Annotated in this window: 16 protein-coding genes; 6 read left to right on the forward strand and 10 right to left on the reverse strand. The window is 55.1% G+C overall.

The features are described 5' to 3' along the window. Positions 1 to 567: 567 nt before the first annotated feature. Positions 568 to 1,869: a DUF3300 domain-containing protein gene (locus tag AC2FNR_RS01690; protein ID WP_496847751.1), complete on the forward strand. Its 1,302-nt coding sequence runs from the start codon at positions 568 to 570 to the stop codon at positions 1,867 to 1,869. Between the two features lies 1 nt (position 1,870). Next, on the forward strand, positions 1,871 to 2,761 hold the full coding sequence (locus AC2FNR_RS01695) for a DUF2950 family protein (RefSeq protein ID WP_496847752.1): 891 nt from the start codon (positions 1,871 to 1,873) through the stop codon (positions 2,759 to 2,761). A gap of 300 nt (positions 2,762 to 3,061) precedes the next feature. Here AC2FNR_RS01695 and AC2FNR_RS01700 read toward each other — a convergent pair whose 3' ends face one another. Together AC2FNR_RS01700 and AC2FNR_RS01705 are read right to left on the reverse strand one after the other, a co-directional pair. Then, entirely contained in the window at positions 3,062 to 4,939 is a 1,878-nt protein-coding gene (locus AC2FNR_RS01700; RefSeq protein ID WP_496847753.1) for a DUF3604 domain-containing protein, read from the reverse strand. A gap of 227 nt (positions 4,940 to 5,166) precedes the next feature. Beyond that, on the reverse strand, positions 5,167 to 6,432 hold the full coding sequence (locus AC2FNR_RS01705) for a TAXI family TRAP transporter solute-binding subunit (RefSeq protein WP_496847754.1): 1,266 nt from the start codon (positions 6,430 to 6,432) through the stop codon (positions 5,167 to 5,169). A gap of 807 nt (positions 6,433 to 7,239) precedes the next feature. Between AC2FNR_RS01705 and AC2FNR_RS01710 the strand changes: the two genes are divergently transcribed. Then, positions 7,240 to 7,902, forward strand: coding sequence for a hypothetical protein (locus AC2FNR_RS01710; protein ID WP_496847755.1), 663 nt, complete (start codon positions 7,240 to 7,242; stop codon positions 7,900 to 7,902). Between the two features lie 279 nt (positions 7,903 to 8,181). Here the strand turns inward: AC2FNR_RS01710 and AC2FNR_RS01715 are convergent, their stop codons facing one another. The 8 genes from AC2FNR_RS01715 to AC2FNR_RS01750 all read right to left on the reverse strand — a co-directional run bounded on the left by AC2FNR_RS01715 (position 8,182) and on the right by AC2FNR_RS01750 (position 15,546). After that, positions 8,182 to 8,463, reverse strand: a complete 282-nt coding sequence (locus tag AC2FNR_RS01715; protein WP_496847756.1) for a hypothetical protein — start codon at positions 8,461 to 8,463, stop codon at positions 8,182 to 8,184. Further along, the gene (locus tag AC2FNR_RS01720; RefSeq protein ID WP_496847757.1) at positions 8,439 to 9,815 is read right to left on the reverse strand and encodes an FGGY-family carbohydrate kinase; all 1,377 of its coding nucleotides are present in this window, start codon (positions 9,813 to 9,815) and stop codon (positions 8,439 to 8,441) included. Before AC2FNR_RS01720 ends, AC2FNR_RS01715 begins: the two co-directional genes overlap by 25 nt. Continuing rightward, positions 9,812 to 10,126 (reverse strand): L-rhamnose mutarotase, encoded by a 315-nt coding sequence (gene rhaM, locus AC2FNR_RS01725; RefSeq protein WP_496847758.1) that lies wholly within the window; start codon positions 10,124 to 10,126, stop codon positions 9,812 to 9,814. Before rhaM ends, AC2FNR_RS01720 begins: the two co-directional genes overlap by 4 nt. Then, a complete protein-coding gene (locus AC2FNR_RS01730) occupies positions 10,126 to 11,112 on the reverse strand; it encodes an ABC transporter permease (protein ID WP_496847759.1) in 987 nt (328 codons plus the stop codon). The genes rhaM and AC2FNR_RS01730 overlap by 1 nt, the downstream gene beginning before the upstream one ends. Next, a complete protein-coding gene (locus AC2FNR_RS01735) occupies positions 11,109 to 12,092 on the reverse strand; it encodes an ABC transporter permease (protein WP_496847760.1) in 984 nt (327 codons plus the stop codon). The genes AC2FNR_RS01730 and AC2FNR_RS01735 overlap by 4 nt, the downstream gene beginning before the upstream one ends. A gap of 10 nt (positions 12,093 to 12,102) precedes the next feature. Further along, positions 12,103 to 13,635: a sugar ABC transporter ATP-binding protein gene (locus AC2FNR_RS01740; protein ID WP_496847761.1), complete on the reverse strand. Its 1,533-nt coding sequence runs from the start codon at positions 13,633 to 13,635 to the stop codon at positions 12,103 to 12,105. Between the two features lie 69 nt (positions 13,636 to 13,704). Continuing rightward, positions 13,705 to 14,706 (reverse strand): rhamnose ABC transporter substrate-binding protein, encoded by a 1,002-nt coding sequence (gene rhaS, locus AC2FNR_RS01745; protein WP_496847762.1) that lies wholly within the window; start codon positions 14,704 to 14,706, stop codon positions 13,705 to 13,707. Between the two features lie 39 nt (positions 14,707 to 14,745). Further along, positions 14,746 to 15,546, reverse strand: coding sequence for a DeoR/GlpR family DNA-binding transcription regulator (locus AC2FNR_RS01750; protein ID WP_299895660.1), 801 nt, complete (start codon positions 15,544 to 15,546; stop codon positions 14,746 to 14,748). A gap of 187 nt (positions 15,547 to 15,733) precedes the next feature. Between AC2FNR_RS01750 and AC2FNR_RS01755 the strand changes: the two genes are divergently transcribed. From AC2FNR_RS01755 to AC2FNR_RS01765, 3 genes are all read left to right on the forward strand, one after another. Next, positions 15,734 to 17,836, forward strand: a complete 2,103-nt coding sequence (locus tag AC2FNR_RS01755; protein WP_496847763.1) for a bifunctional rhamnulose-1-phosphate aldolase/short-chain dehydrogenase — start codon at positions 15,734 to 15,736, stop codon at positions 17,834 to 17,836. Between the two features lie 9 nt (positions 17,837 to 17,845). After that, positions 17,846 to 19,084 (forward strand): L-rhamnose isomerase, encoded by a 1,239-nt coding sequence (locus tag AC2FNR_RS01760; protein ID WP_496847764.1) that lies wholly within the window; start codon positions 17,846 to 17,848, stop codon positions 19,082 to 19,084. Between the two features lie 270 nt (positions 19,085 to 19,354). Continuing rightward, positions 19,355 to 19,519, forward strand: a complete 165-nt coding sequence (locus AC2FNR_RS01765; RefSeq protein ID WP_496847765.1) for a hypothetical protein — start codon at positions 19,355 to 19,357, stop codon at positions 19,517 to 19,519. Positions 19,520 to 19,591: the final 72 nt, after the last annotated feature.

A 19,591-nucleotide genomic window follows, 5' to 3' on the forward strand; every position in this document is an offset into this window, starting at 1 on the left:
CGGGGCCTGCTCATCACTAAGCGAGTCAATATTGAATGCCGATATCCGCGTTCGCCACGTGGCAGATCAGCAGGAACAGGCGCCTTCGGCGTCTGATCTGCAAATCAGCCCTGATTTTTCCAAAAGAGAAATCAGGATCATTGAAATTGGTCTAGGTACTGGATGAAGGAAGTGAGGCGAAAGTGGCAAGGTTCTGTCGCTGGTGGCAAATCTATGTGTCGCCTGACAAGGATACAAATGGCGAACCGAGGAGCAACCATATATTTTATATAACCTTTTTTAAAATTTTATAAAACCTTAGAAGGTGAAATGCATACCACTAAATATACCACACTAATCATTGGAACTGGCGCTTCAAAGCCTCAGGTTCGAGCATGACGGAACGACCGGTAACTAAGAATAGCAGACACTCATACAAAGTGCAGTGAACGTCTTCTTCGAGCCCAAAGCGAACACTCGCTCAAACTTGATTTGGGGGTCATTATTACCCCAAAACCGTCTATTTGACTGACCGGTTGCCAGAATCGCAGTCTTAGGTGATCCTTCAAGAAATCGAAGGATCGCAATATGTTTAGGTTTCTATTAATTGCATTCGGTGTTTGCGTATCTACTTTCGCGTTAGCGCAAGAGTCGTCCGAAGATGTGGCGGGAAAAGATGATACCTCGGCGACCTCGTCCAGCCTGCTAACTGACGCTGAGTTGCAGACATTGGTCGCCCCGGTTGCTCTTTATCCCGACACGTTACTCATACAGATATTTGTCGCGGCCACCCAGCCATTGGAAATTGTTAAGGCTGAGCGGTATTTGCTGGATAACGCCGACCGCGACCCCGTTGAACTTGAGCCGGAAATCGAAGCAATGGGATGGGATCCTTCTGTCAGCGTGTTGGCAACGGCGTTTCCCGAAGTTGTTGGGCAGATGGCCACCCATATCGACTGGACCGAGACAGTCGGCACAGCCATGTTGGCCCAGTCCGATGATGTGATGGATGCGGTGCAGGTTATGCGGGATCAGGCAATTGACAGCGGCGCTCTTGTTTCAGGCCCCGAGCAAACTGTCGAAGTGTCTAACGACGACACAGTAGTAATTACACCGACAGAACCCGAAACGGTATACGTCCCACAATACAATCCCGAGACGGTTTATACTGGCCCGTCAACCGGGGATGTTGTGGGCGCAGCACTACTAACGTTTGGCGCCGTTGCCCTGATCGACGAAATTTTTGACGACGACGATGATTGGTATGACTACTGGGGGTGCCGAAATTGCGGTGGCTGGGGCGGCGGTCCGATTTACAGAAATCCAAACATCGACATAGACGTCGATGGCAACGTCAATATCGGCAATGATATAGATTTAGGTGACCGAACGGATGTCGGATGGAACCCCGATCCTGACCGGCAACAGGAGGCCCGGAACAAAATAGCAGACCACAAAAGACCTGAAAGCGGCCGCGGCGACTTGCCGGTTAGCCGTCCTGACGGTCGCACGGATGAGCTGCGTGCAAAGTTGAGCCGAGAATCTGGTGCTGCAGATATCAGCCGGGACCGCGGGGCGGCAGCAGCTGCGGTCGGCGCCGGTGCAGGGGCTGTAGCAGGCGGGGCACTAGCGAACCGGAGCAACGCAAATCGGGATAAGGCCGCTGCAAAGCAACAGGCCATTGATCGTACTAAACGTCCAGATGCAGCGAAAAAGCCAGTAGCACAAAGACCCCAGACCGCTAAAAAGCCGCAGGCGAAGAAAGCCGCATCGACGCAGCGCAAGCCCGCGGCATCCAAAGGGCAAGCGATGAAGAAAAAGGCGTCCGGCAGCAGAACTCAAAGCGCGTCCAAGCGTGGACACGCCGCTAAAGGCAAGCGGAGACGATAAGATGCGTAGATCAGTATTTTCAATTTTGTTGCTTGCCGCGACCACCAGCCCGGCTCTCTCTGAAGGAGCCAGATTTGACACGCCGCAAACCGCACTGGATGCTTTTGTTGATGCGTTGAAGGCTAATGATCAGAGCAAGCTGATCGAAATTTTCGGGCCTGAAGCCGAAGATCTGGTTGGAACGGGTGATCCGGCGGAAGATCAAGAAAGAAGGCAGGAATTGCTTAGCATGTATGCCGAGGGGTATCGTTTCCGGCCAGAGGACGATGGTGTTGTACTTCTTCTGGGTGAAGACAATTGGCCTTTTCCTATCCCAATTCTGCGAAAAGATGATGGTTGGCGCTTTGACCTGGAGGCTGGTATCGAGGAACTTTCAGCTCGTGAAATAGGCTTGAATGAGTTGGAAGTGATCGATTTGCTTGAAGCCTATGTTGACCTGCAGGCAGCTTTCCGGCTTGTGGACCATAACGGGAATGGCGTTATGGAATTCGCTCAGACGATCATTTCTGATCCCGAAGAGCAAAACGGACTATTCTGGCCCGGTAAAGACAGCTTTGTCGGTGCAGCGCTCGCCCGCGCTGCAGCTTCGGGGTGGAGTGACGGTCAGGCTGACTATGAAGCCGAGCCGTTTCTTGGCTATTATTACACAATCCTGCAAGAGCAGGGCCCTAACGCTCCTGGGGGTGCCTACCCTTATTTCGTCGGGGATCACTTCGTTGCAGGACATGCCCTGCTGGCAATACCGGCAGACTACGGAGAAACTGGTATCCATTCCTTTCTGGTTGGCGAAAACGGCATAGTCTACGAGGCAGATTTTGGCCCGGAAACACTCAGTATTGCTGCTGAAATAACTGCCTATGATCCAGACACTAATTGGTCACCGGTCGAGTAATGTTTGGATTGATAGTGGCACTTAAACTCTGCTGCTTTGCTGAGGCCACTATTTGCGGATCGTTTAACAAGCTTCAATTCGATGGTTACGTGTACCCGAACAGGTTCAGCCTGGATCGCTCTTGCAACACACATTGTGACTGCGAGCAAATTGCCCATCTTACGGTTTGATCCATTCTTCTGCCTTAACACGTTTAAACTGAATGATCGGATAGTTCGCAGAGCGGTCTTTCATCTGAAATTGCCGAATGACTGCTGTGCGCCCAGAACAGACTAAGTGATTTTTAGTCTTAACCTGATATCACTCATCCCTGGGTGTGTACCAAATTGGTGATGTGTAGGCCCGCTCCTGTATCGAGTGCGGTGCTTCGTCTGGGATCTCCGTTCCGAACACCTTTGCATCGTATGTCGTCCATCGCGGCGTTGGTATTGCCAGCACTCTGACATAGTAAAACGCGTTTTGCGTTGGGTCGAAGTTCGGGTCTTCCCAATATCCGGTGAGAATTGCCTGGCCGATGTCATTTGTCCAAGACGCGTTTTCTACATCCACCGTATTGCCAACCGGGCCGTCACACCCCGCGTTTAGAAGTTCACGCCCGCCACAAGCAACATCATAAACACGTTCCGACGTTGTGCCGTCACTGTTCAGCCAGCCTTTGACAATCTGAATACGGTCGAGGTTAGCCCCATCGGGGTCACGGAGCGCACGGATGAGAAGGCGCGGAGACCGACCTTCACTATCCGCTGGCAAATCCGCCCCCATCGGAACACCATTTTCATATCCATACGCGGCAAAATCCGCACGTGGCAGGTCTGTTTCGTCGAATTCAAATCCGGCAAAAACACGAATACGCATGAGCGGCCCCGTGGTCGCATAGACTTCCTTCCGAGCAAAAGCATCCCAAATGGCCTCGCGGGTGTTTTCCCTTGCCCAAACGGCCGCCAAACCCGACGCCGAAGTCTGCCATGCAAATTGGGCAACACTCTCGTCCCCACCAATGCCGCCGACGACTTCTTCAAATCGGATCGGGTCAGCAGTAGGTTCAACAGCCGCGACTTTCCCGAAGAAATTGTCCTCGCCAACCGTGGACAGCGATGTATGAGCGTCAGTTGAGCCGATCACGCCAAATTTGAATGGGTTTGTCCCTGTTTCCGCCTCGTATCCAAGCCCCCGCCGCAATGCAGCCCGCGCATACTCGCGTGGAAGCATCTCCGGTGTCTTGGGCTCTGGTCCAAGTTGTCCTTTGTCCCACGTTTCGAAGTCAGCAAATTCATCGTCTGGTGACAGCATGGGATGTGCTTCGCCGTCACCTTTCATTTGCGTGATTTCGTAGATCGGTTCCCACTTGGCACGCTGTTTGAAATACTCAACATCGAACGGTTCGCCGGACAAGCGCACTTCGTCGAACATCAACCCGTTGGACAAATTGCCATTGTGCGGGATCGCAAGCAGCTTTTGGCCTGTTGTCTCTTCGGCTTGTTCCATCCATGCCCAAAGGTCTTCGGGGTCGAAGCTATCAAAGTTCGAGAACGGGATGATCTTGTCAGCGCCCTCTTTGCCACCGTTGAATATGACATTCCTGTGCAGGTTGTTCCGCTGTGGGTTTGAGGTCCACTCGAACCCGATAAGCGCGGTAAACAAACCCGGTTGGTTGTGTGCCTCAGCGGCAGAGGTAATGTTGCTCCACGCTGTTTGGTAAATCTCCTGATAATCTGCCAATGGGTCTGTGCCAGTGGACTTGGCTTGGCTCCAAATCGACCATGCGCCAACGGGATCACCGGCCTCGACAGCCGCGTTCAGTTGCTGGCCAAACTCCGTGGAGAGCAGCGTGGCATCTTTGGCTGAGAGCAGCGGCGCAAGACCAAGGTTCTCGGCGTGATCGGCAACAACCAGAAAATCCAATGGTCGGCGCAACCTCGCTTCGACACCGGTGCTGGATGTAACGACTTCCCCTTTGGCAAACCTGTATGCTTCATCAGGGCCAAGTACATTGCCGATCATACCGGCATCGGCAGAGTATGATGTATGCAAGTGAGTGTCGCCGAAATAGACTTGATTAGGGAAGTTTTGTTGTGGGTAGGGGGAATATTCTCTGTCGCCAGGTTGAGTGCTTGGGACGTCCTCGGCGTACGCACCAGCCGCAAGCGCGATAGTCAGAATAGATGCTAAACGGATCATTTCCTAACCTCATATTTTGCTCAAAGTTTACAACGCTCAATACAAGTAACTATGACGCATAATCTGAACTCTATTCGTCCAGCACAGCGGCCGCTCAATTAAACTCTGCAAACGATGGCTGCGACCCCAAAGCGGCGTACACGCAATAACTAAAGCACACACCTGTATCGAAGTCTCAAATTAAAAAGGTATTTTAGCGTGGTTTACTTGCGAACGTTGAGGTTTCATCAACTTTTTGCAGTTTGACGACGCGCAATCTCCTGTCGAATTAGGCCTATGTGCAAACGTGCATCATATGCTCCCTGGCGGTATGCGAGCGGCAGATTCAGATTTGCAAGGGCGGTGTCCACGTTTTCGATATTTCTGGCGACTTCTTCAAGCTCAGTTGAGGTCTGAGCCTTGCTGAGTTCCTCCTCAAGCGCCGTGATACGCTGATAAAAACGCCAGACCCGGCGCTTTTGAAACCACACGTAACTGGACGGGACGATCCGTAAAAACGGTACTAAGAACAACAAAGGCAACAGCAATAACAGCACGCTGCCAAACTGTGCTGCGATCCAATATGGCAAGACGCCATGCAAAAAGTTTGGGCCAGAGTTTATGAGTTCTGTGGCAATTTTGTTCAGTGGTACAGGCGGTGAAGCCGTGTTCGGATACTCGCGCGCACTTTGCAAAATACTGGGTTCGCTATGAATGTTCTTTGCTGCATTCACTAACCTATCGGTTACTGCAGGGTGCAGATCGGATGCGGCGATAAGTGAAGCTCGCAATGCTAAGATCTTAACGTCCTCTGGTGGTCTTGGAGGGTCAAGTGTGATTGATCCCGCCGGTACAGTTACCGAATTCGCTCCGGAAAGTTTCAATGCAAGGGCATCGACCAAAGCCATAGGGACGAAAATGATTTCTGGATCAAAAATCGCATCCATAAGGTAAGGTGCATCGAGTGGAGCGACAAACAACGCCGCATCCGCTTCGTTGGCATATAACGCCTTTATCGCATCATTGCCCCCGACGTCGACGAGGTTTATGCCGACATTTTGCAACTCGGCGGCCTCAATTAGCGCTAAAGCGGCGGCGCGAGTACCGGACGCCTTGGTTCCTGCAGCTAAGCGAATGTCTCCCCATTCTCCTGCATTGGCCCCGACTGGACTAGACTTTCCGCGGAACACCACCATGGGTTCAAGAAAAATGGCGCCCAAAGACTGTAAGTTTTCGTCCTGAGGTATTTCCAGGCCACCCTGAACAAATGCGGCATCCACTTCGCCAGAAACAAGTTTCTGAATGTTCTCAACAGACCCCTCGGTTTCAACTAAAATTACCTGAATGCCGTCACGTGCAAGTTCTGCTTTGTAGAGTTGTCCAACTTGCCAATATCCGCCGCCGCTTATGCCAGCAGCCAGCTTAATACTGTTGGGCGGTTTCAAGCCAAAGATCAGAAAAACAAGCAACCCGACAAACATAATCGGAAAGAGAATGAAAAGAGCTAAGCGCATTTATTCTCACATTCAGATGATCGGAACAGATAATTCGTTCTCATTTGATAGCAGTGTTTTTGCCAACGAGAAACCGATCACAGTGGGTGGCACTCGAAAGTTCGAGTTCTTCGGGTCAAGTATCCCTGAAGATTAAGTTGGTGGCGCAAAATCCCAAGAGCGCTTGAACTAGGTTGAAATCAAAAACTGGCTGTCTAAGCAACGGTTTATCCTATCGTAAACCAGAGTTTTAGTTTTGTCTTTTTTGTCGGTAATGTCTCGCATCTCGGAAATTGCAAAATCTTGTTGCGAATGTGCGGTTTAGGCTGTCTGCGGTCCTTCGGTGAAAGCGGGCCAATGACGGCAAAGTCCGCAGGGAAGTCGTTCATACATTGCACACCGAATGACTGCATTGAGCCCGAAGTGGAAATTCACTCGCCTAAGGCGAAATGAGTGATTTTGGACGATTTGGTATTAGCCTAATCCCAAGTAGCAGAGACAAACATCCAAAAGCCAATCCCATAGCGAGAGCATTGGCTACGAAGATGCCACCAAACAAGGATATCGCTGTTCTTCCCGCTTGTTCGATAGACGTACCTACTACGATCGATACCCAGTCTTGAAGGTATAGTGCGAATAGGACCGAGAGCCCTATGGGCGAAATGATAAGCGCTGTGCCGAGAGAAGCCAATCCTCGGCCGAAGACGGCCCGCAGTGTTGACCCTTTCAGTACGATCGCAGCTGTGGAAGTAAAAACTACAAGTACAGAGAACAAGACGAACAACAGGTCCATAATTGGGGGTAGGTCTTTCGAGAGCTGAGACACAATTGGGCGTAGCACAAGTTCAGGCGAACGCCGTTTTGCCAGCCCAGCTTGCGTCAGCGCGTGCTTCGCTGAAACAGGCCCAGGTGGAACTGTCCAAGACGTTGACGCTCAGCTCGGTGGACGGTGTAGTCGAGCAGGTCACGCTCAACGTTGGATCGCGCGCCGCTCAGGCAGCCATGAGCCCCGCCATGCTGATCGTCCCTGACCGCAAAGACGCCGAGCGTGGACGTATCGTGGCCGGGTTCTCGCAGGTATCCCGCACTGAGTTGTACGAAGGCATGGCGGCGGAAGTTGCCTGTGAAAGTAACTTTAACATCTCGATGCGCAATACGGTTCTCCCAGCAAGGATCGTGCGTATTCAAGACTCGATCTCTTCCGGCCAGCTTGCGCCCAGCGGCCGCCTGATTGAGCCCAGCGAAAAGGCAAAACGGGGTCAAATCGTCGTTCATCTGGACCTCGTACACCCAGAGCACTGGGAGCTTTTGGTGCCCGGCAGCGGCTGTATCGTTCAATCCTACACCACCAATTTTGAAGGTGACATGGAAGGAACACTTGTTGCGCATGGGATCCAGGCAATGGGTATCATCAAGGCGGTTGGTCTGCGGGTCAAAGCTTGGTTCGGCCTGACTTCGGGTATCGGCTTGATCGGTGGTGGACACGCCTGAATTTCGAAAGACCCACCTATTCAGCAAACACGGCTCCCGATAAATGTAGGGAGCCGTTTCTGCTGTGTGCGGGCATGCCGCATGCCAAAAGAAAGCGGGTTGAATAACGGTTTCCTGCCGCACGGAGAACAGTTCGATGGGTCGCTCAGACAGTGTTTTGCAGTAAAATGACAGCTAAATACGTTGGCCCGGAATGTCAGCTTTCTTCGCGAAGCAGACATTGAACAGAGTTGCGACGAATGACCGTTCTGCGGACGAAGCGGACTTGTGCGCATGCCGCTATTGCTGACGCAGAAACTGCTCGCGGGCGCGGCATAGTTCTTGCTGTGAAGCAGCTTGTTTCTTCAGAGCGGTCATTGATAACCGGTCTGCAGGGCGAAATTCACTCCACCATTTCGCCGCAGCCGGGGCGGACAAACGAGGAGCAGACTTTGCAGCCACTGCTCGTGCAGCAATTGTTCGCAAGTGCAGCAAGACTGTTGTGCTGATGAGGCGCGTTTCAATATTGCGGACCTTCATCATCAAAGGCGGTGTTTTCACGCTTTCACGATATGAAGCCATTGGGCGGCGTAACCGAGGAGTTCCGCAGATTTCTTGTCGCTGATCGACATCGGGTTGACTTCGGCCAGTGGTGGGGTGGTTGCTCCATCTACAAGGAGAGCGGCACCGGCACTTGTCCCCGTGGAACCGAGTGATCGACGCACATCCGAACCCGTCACAATTCTAAGTATTTCAAGATAAGTTTGATTTCCCGCGAAAGGGCCTTCGACGATGATACTTCCTTCGTGCCCAATGCTGGACAGGCATTCAGCGGTCACAAGCGCCAGATAAAGTGCCACTGCCGCACTGCGCTTGCCAGTTCCAATTTCAGGCTCGGCGCCAATCCATCGAGCGTTTTGACCCTTGAAGGGCCCGGTTTCCGGCACAACGGCAGGCATCAGCATAATCTGGTTGGAAACGATATGTTCTAGATCCTGTGGAGTTGGGCTGGGGGAGTCTCCTCCGGTTGCAACATCATGCTCCCGTCCCCCCATGAAACGCGCTGAGGGCGCTGGACGCCCGAGGGCCGTCACATTGATCAGGGTGTCGAGATCTGGATCGGGCGTGGCATTTTTCCCGCCAATGGACATCGCTATCACCCAGGTTCCAGTCGACACAACGCTGTAAGGAGGCGTTTCAGCCAGGATATATGGCAGAAGCGACGCGTTGGAATCGTGGATGCCGCAATAGACCGGGGTTGCGGGCGGCAAGCCCGTTACATCGACAATATGCGGCAGGATTGGCCCGAGGAGATCGGAAGGCTTACGCACAGGGGCCATCTTTTCGGTGATGCCGAGCGCCGCGACCAACGACGAGAATGCACCCTCGGCCGGGTTCCAAAGATCGGTGTGGCATCCAAGCGAGGTCGCATCTGTAGCCTTTACACCGGTCAGCCGAGCGCCCCAGAATTGCGGGTAGGTGACGATCTGGTGTGTCCGGTCCTTCAACTCCGGGTCCATTTGAAACTGCCAGTACAATTGCGCGCCAATGTTCAGACCGCCCGCCAGTTTAGGAGACCCGGTTTCCGCAAAGGGCGGGCGAATGGCGTCGTAGTCGCCCGCCAGATCATCCGGACCGGAAAACTCGTAATCCAGGATCGGAGCGGCCAAGTTTCCGTTGCTATCGAGAAGGGCAGCACAAGCGCCGTGGGTTGTAACGGAAATAGCGTCGATGCCATGCGCGGCGTGAAAGTCGCGCAGCCCCTCCAGCAGAAACGCCCAATGCCCCTCCACATCGAAATGCGGCCAGGGCGGGCCAGGCAGGACGGTATTGGGGCGCGTAATGACAGCGACTTCAGCCAGCGTTTCGCGGTCGACCAGCACAAGTTTTGCGTTGGTTTTGCCGATGTCTATAACCGCGACGTGGCCTGTCATGGCATATGGAAGACAGTTTCAAGCGGCGTGGCGACCGGCTCGTTGTCTGGATGCGTCTCCATGATGTCCGCCATATGCGCCCACCACTTTTTCATCACGGGATCGCTTCGCAAGTCGTCCATGGTTTGCCCGACCTTGCGCCACAGCACGCCGAAAAGGATGTTCGTGTCAGGGTCGAGATGGATCGAATAGTCGCTGACGCCCGCGTCCTTCAACAGGTCGTACAGTTCCGGCCATATCTCGTCGTGGCGCCTGATGTATTCCGCGCGACAGCCAGGATTAAGCTTCATCTTGAAGGCCAACTTCTCCATCACCGCGTCCGCCACATGGACCAGAGGCGCGGCAGGGCGATGACGCCGATCAAGAGCGCCCCGATGACGATGGACATCACGATGCCCGGCACGTTCAAAAGTCCCAGCCCGAAGGTCACGAGACCCATCACGAAGGCCGCGATGACAACGCCGATGATGGTGCCTGAGCCACCGAGAATGCTGACGCCACCAAGAACCACCATGGTGACGATCTCCAGCTCCCATCCTGTGGCAATCGACGGACGCGTCGAGCCAAGCCGAGACGTAAGACAGATCGCGGCGACTCCCGACATCAGGCCAGTCAAAAGAAACAGGATGAACTTCACGCGCTGAACACGGATGCCCGAAAACATCGCACCGGTTGCATTGTTCCCAATTGCGTAGACCGCTCGACCGAAATTCGTCTTGTGTAAGAGGATCGCATAGATCAACGCAATGATCGCAAAGAGCACGAACTCGAATGAGATCACCCACCAGACATAGCCTTGGCCGAACCAGGAAAACTCAGCTGGATAACCTTTGTAGGCTTGGTCCCCAAGGACTATATAGCTGATGCCGCGAAAGAGGCTCATGGTGCCGATGGTGACAACGATCGAAGGCAGGCCGAGGCGTGTCACAAGCACGCCGTTGAAGGCCCCGCAAATGAGGCCCACGCCAAGCCCAATCAGCACAAGCCCAGGCGTGCCAACACCCAATTGAACGGCGGCCCCCATGGCGGTGGAGGCCAGCGCAATGATCGAGGCAACCGACAAATCAATCTCGCCGGAGATAATCAACAGGGCCATCGCAAAGGCGATCATCGCTTTTTCGGTGAAGTTGAAGGTGGCGTCGCTTAGGTTCCAGGCGTTGAGGAAATAGGGCGAGGCGAAACTGTTGGCGACAAAGATGCCGATAGCAACCAGTAAGAGCAGCGTCTCCCAGCTTTTCAACCTCTGTTCCAGCGGCGACTGCAGGCGGTCGGGAACGAAACGGTCGGTAGTACTCATGTCGCATGCTCCGCGCGTTTAAGGATGATACGGCCCTTTTCGCGGTTGGCCTGGGCGTTTAAGGCCACGGCGATGATGATCGCGCCGCCCGAGATAGCGAGCTGCCAGAAGGGCGAGATGTCGACGACCGGCAGGGCGTTCTTGATGATGCCAAGGAACAGCGCGCCAAGCAGTGCACCCGCGACGGTGCCGATGCCACCCATGATCGAGACGCCACCAATCACACAGGCCGCCACTACGTCAAGCTCAAAGCCTCCGGCGATGTCAACGTAGGATACGGCGAACCGCGAAACCCACAGGTAACCCGTCAACCCGGCCAGAGCGCCCGAGATGGTGAAGGCCCAGAATTGGGTCTTGCCCACGTTGATCCCTGCATAGGTCGCCGCGTGCGGGTTCCCGCCCGCTGCATAAAATGCGCGACCCAGAGAGGTGCGGGTCATAACGATTGTGAAGGCAATGACGGCGACAATCGCTATCCAGCCCAAAACCGGCAGGCCAAGGATTTCCGTGCGCGGGAAAGCTTTGAATGCCGGGCTCATTTCGTGGCTGTTGACCCACTTTCCGTCCGAGATCACGAAGATTATGCCCCGGAAAATGGTCATGGTGCCTAGCGTCACGACGATGGGCGGGATGGCAAGCTTCCACACGAGAATACCGTTGAACATGCCCATCAGGGTGCCAAGTCCCACAGCGATCACAAGGATCACGACAATCGGCAAGCCGGGTGCGGCGACATTCACCATCGAGACGACCATGCCCGTCAGCGCCAGATTGGCGGCGACACTGAGGTCGATGCATTTGGTCAGGATGACGATCATCTGGCCGATGGCCAAGAGTATCAGCGGCGAAGTATCGTTGAATACGTTGGCAAGGTTGCCGGGTGCCACGAAGGCGGGGAAGCGGGACGAAATCAGCACCAACAAAAGGATGATCGCGCCGACAAGAAGGGCTTCACGTGATGTCAAAAGGCGTTTCAGCATGGGCTTTCCCTCAAATACCGGCGGCGTGGCGGACAAGCGTTTCGGGTTGCAGATCGCCATTTGCCAGCTCCGCGACCATCCGGCCTTCGCGCATGACGATGACGCGGTCGGACATGCCCAGAACCTCGGGGATTTCTGAGCTGACCATGATCACCGCCAAGCCCTGAGCCGCGAGTTCGGCCATGAATTCATGCACGGCGGCTTTTGATCCGATGTCGACGCCCTTCGTGGGTTCATCCAGGATGATGACCTTGGGCTGGGTCGCAAGCCACTTGGCGATCACGACCTTCTGCTGGTTACCGCCCGAAAGATTGCCCACATGGGTGTCTAGCGACGCCGCGCGCAGGTCCAGCCGTTCCGTGTATTCGCGAGCCAGCTTGAATTCCTCGGCCAGCTTCAGAAAGCCTTTGTTGGAGATGCGTCCCAGCGACGGGAGTGTGACATTCTGGAAGATGGGCAGATCAAGGATGGCGCCTTGCTTGCCGCGATCCTCGGGCACATAGACGATGCCGCTGTCGACTGCATCGGCAGGGGATTTAATCTGCACGCGATTTCCGTCGATCTCGACAGTTCCGGCCGAGGGGCGCGTGATCCCGAAGAGAGCCTGCATGAACTCTGACCGACCCGCGCCGACAAGGCCGTAGAAACCGAGAATTTCGCCCCTCCGCAGGGTGAAGTCGATGTCTTCGAACTCTGTCGGGTGGGAATATCCAGCAACCTTGAGGACGGTGTCACCCGGGTTGGACTCCCGCTCAGGAAAGATCTGACTGACATCCCGGCCCACCATCATCTTGACAAGTTCAGGTTCACTGACATCCGCGATGGCGCCGTCTCCGATCAACTGGCCATCGCGAAAAACTGTGTAGTTGTCTGCAATTCGAAAAATCTCATCGAACTTGTGGCTGATGAAGAGGATCGCCTTGCCCTGGGCCTTCAGGGCCTCGACCAGCTCATAAAGTTCTTCAATCTCTTTGTGTGAAAGGGCTGCGGTCGGCTCGTCCATGATGACCACGCGCGCATCGATAGACAGGGCTCGGGCAACTGCCACAAGGTGCTTGTTGGCGATGCCAAGGTCCTTGAGCTTGTGTTCGGGATCGATGTTCGCACCGATGCCGCTCAGGATTTCGCGTGCCTTCTCGGCCATCTTTTTCCGGTCGATCAACCCGAAGGCCCCGCGCGGGGCGTGGCCCAGGAAGATGTTTTCGGCTACGGACAGTTCGTCAAACAGCACCGTTTCTTGGTGAATGGCCGTGACTCCATTGTCGGACGCGGCCTGCGGTACGGGAAAGCCGGTTGGCTTTCCGTCTACAAGGATCGAGCCGCCATCGGGCTGATAGATGCCGGTCAGAATTTTGACGACCGTGGACTTGCCCGCTCCGTTCTCTCCAACCAAGGCCGTGACTTTGCCGGGAACGAGGCGAAGCGAAATCTCTGAAAGAGCTTTGACGCCCGGAAAGGTCTTTGTGATCCCGTTCAGGGCCAGTACAGCGACTTCCTCGACCGTGTTGTCGGGCGTCATCGCTATTTCGGCTTGTTTCAGCATCGAAGGCCTCGGCTATCGGGAATGAAAATGTCCTGCGCGGCAATAGTGGCCGCGCAGGAAATGGTGTGCTTAGAAGATCGACTTGAACTGATCGATGTTCGAAGCGTCATAGATGAACGGGTCCGCCATTGCGGCGGAATTTGTCTCGTCCAGCGTGATCGTACCAACGCGGCCAATCGAGATCTCGGCACCCGGTTCGGCACTCGCGCTGCCTGAAGCCAACGCGTGCGCAATCATCGTGGCCGAGTACCCCAGATCAATCGGGTTCCAGATCGCGAAGGACTTCGACGCGCCGTTCTCGATGGCACCGGCCATCTCCGACGGCAGACCAAGACCGGTCACGTTGACCTCACCCACTTTGCCAGCGTCAACCACGGCCTGAGCCGCCGCAACGATGCCAACCGAGGTCGGCGCGATGATGGCATCCAAATCGGGATACGATTGCATCAGGCCCGTGGCCTCGCGATAGGATTTGTCGGCCAAGTCGTCGCCATAGACCGTCGCCACAACGTTGATGCCGGGATAGTTGCCCATCACCTTGTTCATTTCTTCGATCCAGACGTTCTGGTTGGTCGAGGTCGTGGTGGCTGAAAGAACGGCAACGTCACCGCCATCTGGCAGATGATCTGCGGCCAGTTTGATGATCATGTTACCGATCAGCGCGTTAGAAGACGGGTTCAGGTGCACCGCGCGGCCTTCTTCCGCCACGCCCGAGTCCCAGCTAATTACCGTGATGCCACGCTGCATCGCTTTCTTTAGCGTCGGCACCAGCGCGTCGGTATCGTTGGCCGACACCGCAATGGCATCCACGCCCTGCGCAATCAACGAGTTGATCACCTCGATCTGGCCTTCGGCGGTGGTGTCAGTGGGGCCGGTGTAGATGATCTCGACACCACCCAGTTCTTTGGCGGCCTCTTCGGCGCCTTCTGCAGCGGCCTCAAAGAAACCGATGCCAAGGGCCTTCACGACAAGCGCGATGCGCATGTTGTCCTGTGCCATGGCGGTTGAGCCAAACAGGCTGGCAGCCAACGTGAAGCTCGTGGTGAGAGCGGTAAAAGTGCGACGTTTCATTGGAATCCTCCCTAAAGTACGTTCGCGGTGAAAGCCCCCCTACGAGGCCACGTTTCTCTGAGCGCCCCCGGATTGGGTAACGATCAGCGTCACTTCTGCGGCCTCCAGCATGGCGGCCGCTTTGTCAGAAATCTGGTCATCGGTGATAACAGTTGTGATCCGGTTCAAAGGGCAAAGAACAAGGCTTGAGCGTTGCTCGAATTTCGAGCTATCGGCCAGAACGACAAGCTCGTCGGCCTGACCGATCAGTTTTTGTTCGGCCTGGATCAACAGCGGATCTGCCTCCATCAAGCCTAGTGGCCCAAGCCCCTGGGCACCCATGAACATGCGCGTCGCACAGAAGTTGCGTGTGACGTCATTGTCGAAGGGCGAAAGGATGATGTTTTGTTCGCGGTAGATCGTGCCGCCCGAGAGCATAATCGTGTTCTTCGAATGCTTCAGCAGATGTTCGGCAATCGGGAACGAGTTGGTGAAGACCTGCATCCGCCGACTGGCCAATGGGTGAACCATTTGAAACGTCGTCGTGCCACCGTTGATAATGATCGCGTCACCATCCTCGCAAAGATCGACAGCCGCCGCCGCGATGGCCTGCTTTTCCGCGATCCTCATGGTTTCGTTGACCGAGAAGGGGCGCCCTGCCAGGCCAACGAACTGCGGCGGGCTCAATGCCTCGGCCCCACCCCGCACGCGCCGCAACTGGCCTTCCTGGTCCAGCGTTGCGATGTCGCGACGGATGGTGGCTTCGGAGGCACCGGTGAGATTGCACAGTTCGACAACTGTCGCCACGGGACGTTCTTCGACCGCGGACAGGATAATCGTGTGGCGTTCTTTTTCGTGCATTGCGGCCTCCCTTGTTGTCTTACGCTGTCGAGATTCGCATCATCTGTCAATCAAAAACGATCAATATCAATCATTCTGCAGTGCAGCGTGATCGAAAATGATCGAAACTGATTGACAAATTTAGCCGCCCGGCCCAGCCTAGTAGCAAGTCAGGATTACGGGCGCTCTGCGTCAATCGGGAGACAACATGTTGAAGTTATTAAAAAACCAGCTTCTGGAAAGCCGTTGGAGTGACGAGGACGCAAAAGGGAAAAGCGAATCGGAGCTTCTGCTCTACCGCTCGAATATTCTTGGTTCCGACAAACGGGTCACTAACTATGGCGGCGGGAATACGTCTGCCAAAGTGATCGAGACCGATCCCCTAACCGGAGAAGAGGTTGAGGTGCTTTGGGTCAAAGGTTCGGGTGGTGACATCGGCTCGATGAATATGGACGGGTTTTCCACGCTTTACATGGACAAGCTGCGCGCCCTGAAGTCACTGTATCGCGGCGTAGATTTTGAAGACGAGATGGTCGGCTATCTGCCGCACTGTACCTTCAAGCTGAACCCGCGCGCCGCTTCGATTGACACGCCTTTGCACGCCTATGTTCCGCGCAAACACGTCGATCATGTTCATGCTGACGCGATCATCGCGATTGCCGCGTCGAAGAACTCGAAAGAGTTGACGCAGGAGATATTCGGCGACCGCATCGGTTGGTTGCCGTGGAAGAAGCCGGGCTACGAATTGGGATTGTGGCTGGACAAGTTCTGTCTTGAAAACCCCGATGCCGATGGCGTGGTGCTGGAAAGCCATGGTCTGTTCACCTGGGCCGACACGGCCAAGGACTGCTATGACCAGACGATCGACGTCATCAACGTCGCAACCAAATGGCTAGGTGAGCGCAGTAAGGACGTCGCCCCCTTCGGTGGTGCAGTGCACGACAGCCTGCCCGCCATAGAACGGAACGCCATTGCCGCGCGGCTGATGCCCGCGATCCGCGGCTTCGTGTCGGGTAATCAGCACATGGTTGGTCACTTTAACGACAGCGATGCAGTGCTGGAATTCGTCAATGCCAAGGACATGGAACCACTGGCGGCCCTCGGCACATCCTGCCCAGACCATTTCTTGCGCACGAAAATCCGCCCGCTGGTTGTGCCCTTCGACCCCGAAGCGGGAAATATCGACGATGTTCTGGAAGGGCTGCCGGATCAAATCGAGGCCTACCGCAAGGACTATGCCGCCTACTACGACCGCTGCAAACACAACGACAGCCCGGCGCTTCGCGACCCGAACGCGGTTGTCTATCTCGTGCCTGGCGTTGGCATGATCACCTTTGCCAAGGACAAGGCAACGGCCCGCATCTCAGGCGAATTCTACGTCAACGCGATCAACGTGATGCGCGGCGCTTCGGCAGTCAGTGAATATCAGGGCCTGCCGGAACAGGAAGCCTTCGACATCGAATACTGGCTCCTTGAAGAGGCCAAGCTACAGCGCATGCCGAAACCCAAGTCGCTTGCCGGGCGGGTGGCCCTAGTCACCGGTGGCGCTGGTGGCATTGGCGCGGCGACTGCGGAACGGTATCTGCAAGAAGGTGCCTGCGTTGTCCTCGCAGACATCAACGAAGAGGGTTTGGCCTCAACTCAAGACAACCTCGCCAACCGGTATAGCAAAGACGTCGTCCGCAGCGTCACCATGAATGTCACCAGCGAAGACGCAGTCGCGGCAGCTTTTGCCGAGGCGTCGGTTGAATTCGGCGGGATCGATATTCTGGTTTCGAACGCCGGTATCGCTTCCTCTGCACCCATCGAAGAAACCTCCCTGGTTCTTTGGAACAAGAACATGGACATCCTGTCCACGGGCTATTTCCTGGTGAGCCGCGAAGCCTTCAGGATCATGCGGGTGCAGGATATGGGCGGCTCTGTCGTCTTCGTGGCCTCCAAGAACGGCCTCGCTGCCTCGCCCAACGCCGCCGCTTATTGCACCGCCAAGGCCTCGGAAATTCACCTTGCCCGCTGCCTCGCTCTGGAAGGGGCGGAGGCCGGTATTCGCGTCAATGTCGTGAATCCGGACGCGGTGCTGCGCGGATCGAAAATCTGGGAAGGCGATTGGTTGGAGCAGCGCGCAGACACCTACGGCACTGACAAGGATGGGCTGGAAGAGATGTATCGCCAGCGCTCCATGCTGAAGCGCTCGGTCCTGCCCGAAGACATCGCGGAGGCCTGCTATTTCTTCGCGGCCGACACCTCGGCCAAGTCCACGGGAAACATTATTAATGTGGACGCCGGCAACGTACAGGCCTTCACGCGCTAGGAGGCGAAAATGAGCTACGAGACCGCAAAAGCCGCCTTTGCCGATTGGGGCGTCGATACCGAATCAGCACTGGAACGCCTGAAAACCATCCCGATCTCGATGCATTGCTGGCAAGGCGATGATGTGGTCGGGTTTGAACAGAAATCCGGCTCATCAGGAGGCGGTATTCAGGCAACTGGCAACCACCCGGGCCGCGCCCGCACGCCAGATGAACTGCGCTCCGATCTGGAGTTTGCCTATTCGATTATCCCTGGCAAACATCGTTTGAACCTCCATGCGATGTATCTGGACACGGATGAAACCCCCGACCGCGACGAGATCGAAGTCAGACACTTCGCGCCGTGGGTCGATTGGGCCAAGGATCAGGGCATTGGGCTGGACTTTAACCCGACTTTCTTTGCCCATGCCAAGGCAGACGATAATCTGACACTCAGCCATCCGGACAAGGGTATTCGCGATTTCTGGATTGAGCATGGCCGCCGTTCGCGCGAAATCGCCGCACAAATGGGCGCAACTCTGAGCTCGCCTTGTGTGAACAACATTTGGGTGCCGGACGGTTACAAAGACATGCCGTTCGACCGCATGTCGGCCCGCGCTCGATTGGAAGCTTCGCTTGATGCCATGCTGGCATCGCATCAGGACAAAGCACAGATGCTGGATGCCGTCGAAAGCAAGCTTTTTGGGATCGGTGTCGAAGCCTGCACCGTGGGCAGCCACGAATTCTATATGGGCTATGCGATCCGCAATGGTACGCTTCTGTGCCTCGACATGGGGCATTTCCACCCGACCGAGAACATCGCCGACAAGCTGAGCGCGGTTGCCTTATCGCTGGACGAAATCCTCTTGCATGTTTCACGCCCCATGAGGTGGGACAGCGATCACGTTATCCTTCTGAATGACGATATCCTGCAAATGGCACAGGAACTGGTTAGTGCCGATCTGCTTGGCAGAACACACATCGGATTGGACTTCTTTGACGCGACGATCAGTCGGACAGCAGCATGGGTCATTGGCACACGCAACATGCAAAAAGCTTTGCTTCGTGCTTTGTTGCTTCCATTGGAAGAATTGAAGACTGCCGAGAACAACCTCGACTTTTCGAAACGTTTTGCGGTCACCGAAGAGTACAAGGACATGCCGTTCGGCGAGATTTGGAATGAGTTCTCGGCTCGTGAGAATGTTCCAAACGGCCAGGCGTTGATCAAAGAACTCGACAGATACCAAACCAAAGTAGCACACCGCGGTTGAGGTCCTTTGCAAGGATCACCGGCTCGATGTTACGGGACCTACCTGATCGAGAAGCATTTGGATTCGGAACGCAATGTGAAGCGACGCACGACGAACGGCTGGTTATCTTCCTGCGAAGCAGAAAAGCTTCCAAACACCTGTGGCAAAACTTTTGCTGCGTGCGCTCGCAATAAAAAATGTCAGAGTGCCTTACGTCAGTACCAGTGGGACAGTTGAGGCTGATTTGATAAGGGAGGGTTCTTGGCGCATCGTAACCGCCAAGGAGTGGAGATGAGACATAAACCCGGAACCAAGCAAAGCCAGGGTGAGAAGTTTGTTAAGGACATCCGCCATGCGACGTTCGAATGGCCGGAATTCTCGCCGCCTCGCTGGGACAACGACGATGCGAACGCGGCAGAATTTGCTCTGCGTGCGCGCAGCACAAATTTCCGATGACCGCTTTGGGCTGATTGTGTTGAAGAAGTCGGCTTTTGAGACGCGTTGATATTGCGGTCGCGTTCGCTTGAT

The organism is Ruegeria sp. SATB045 (assembly GCF_059613525.1).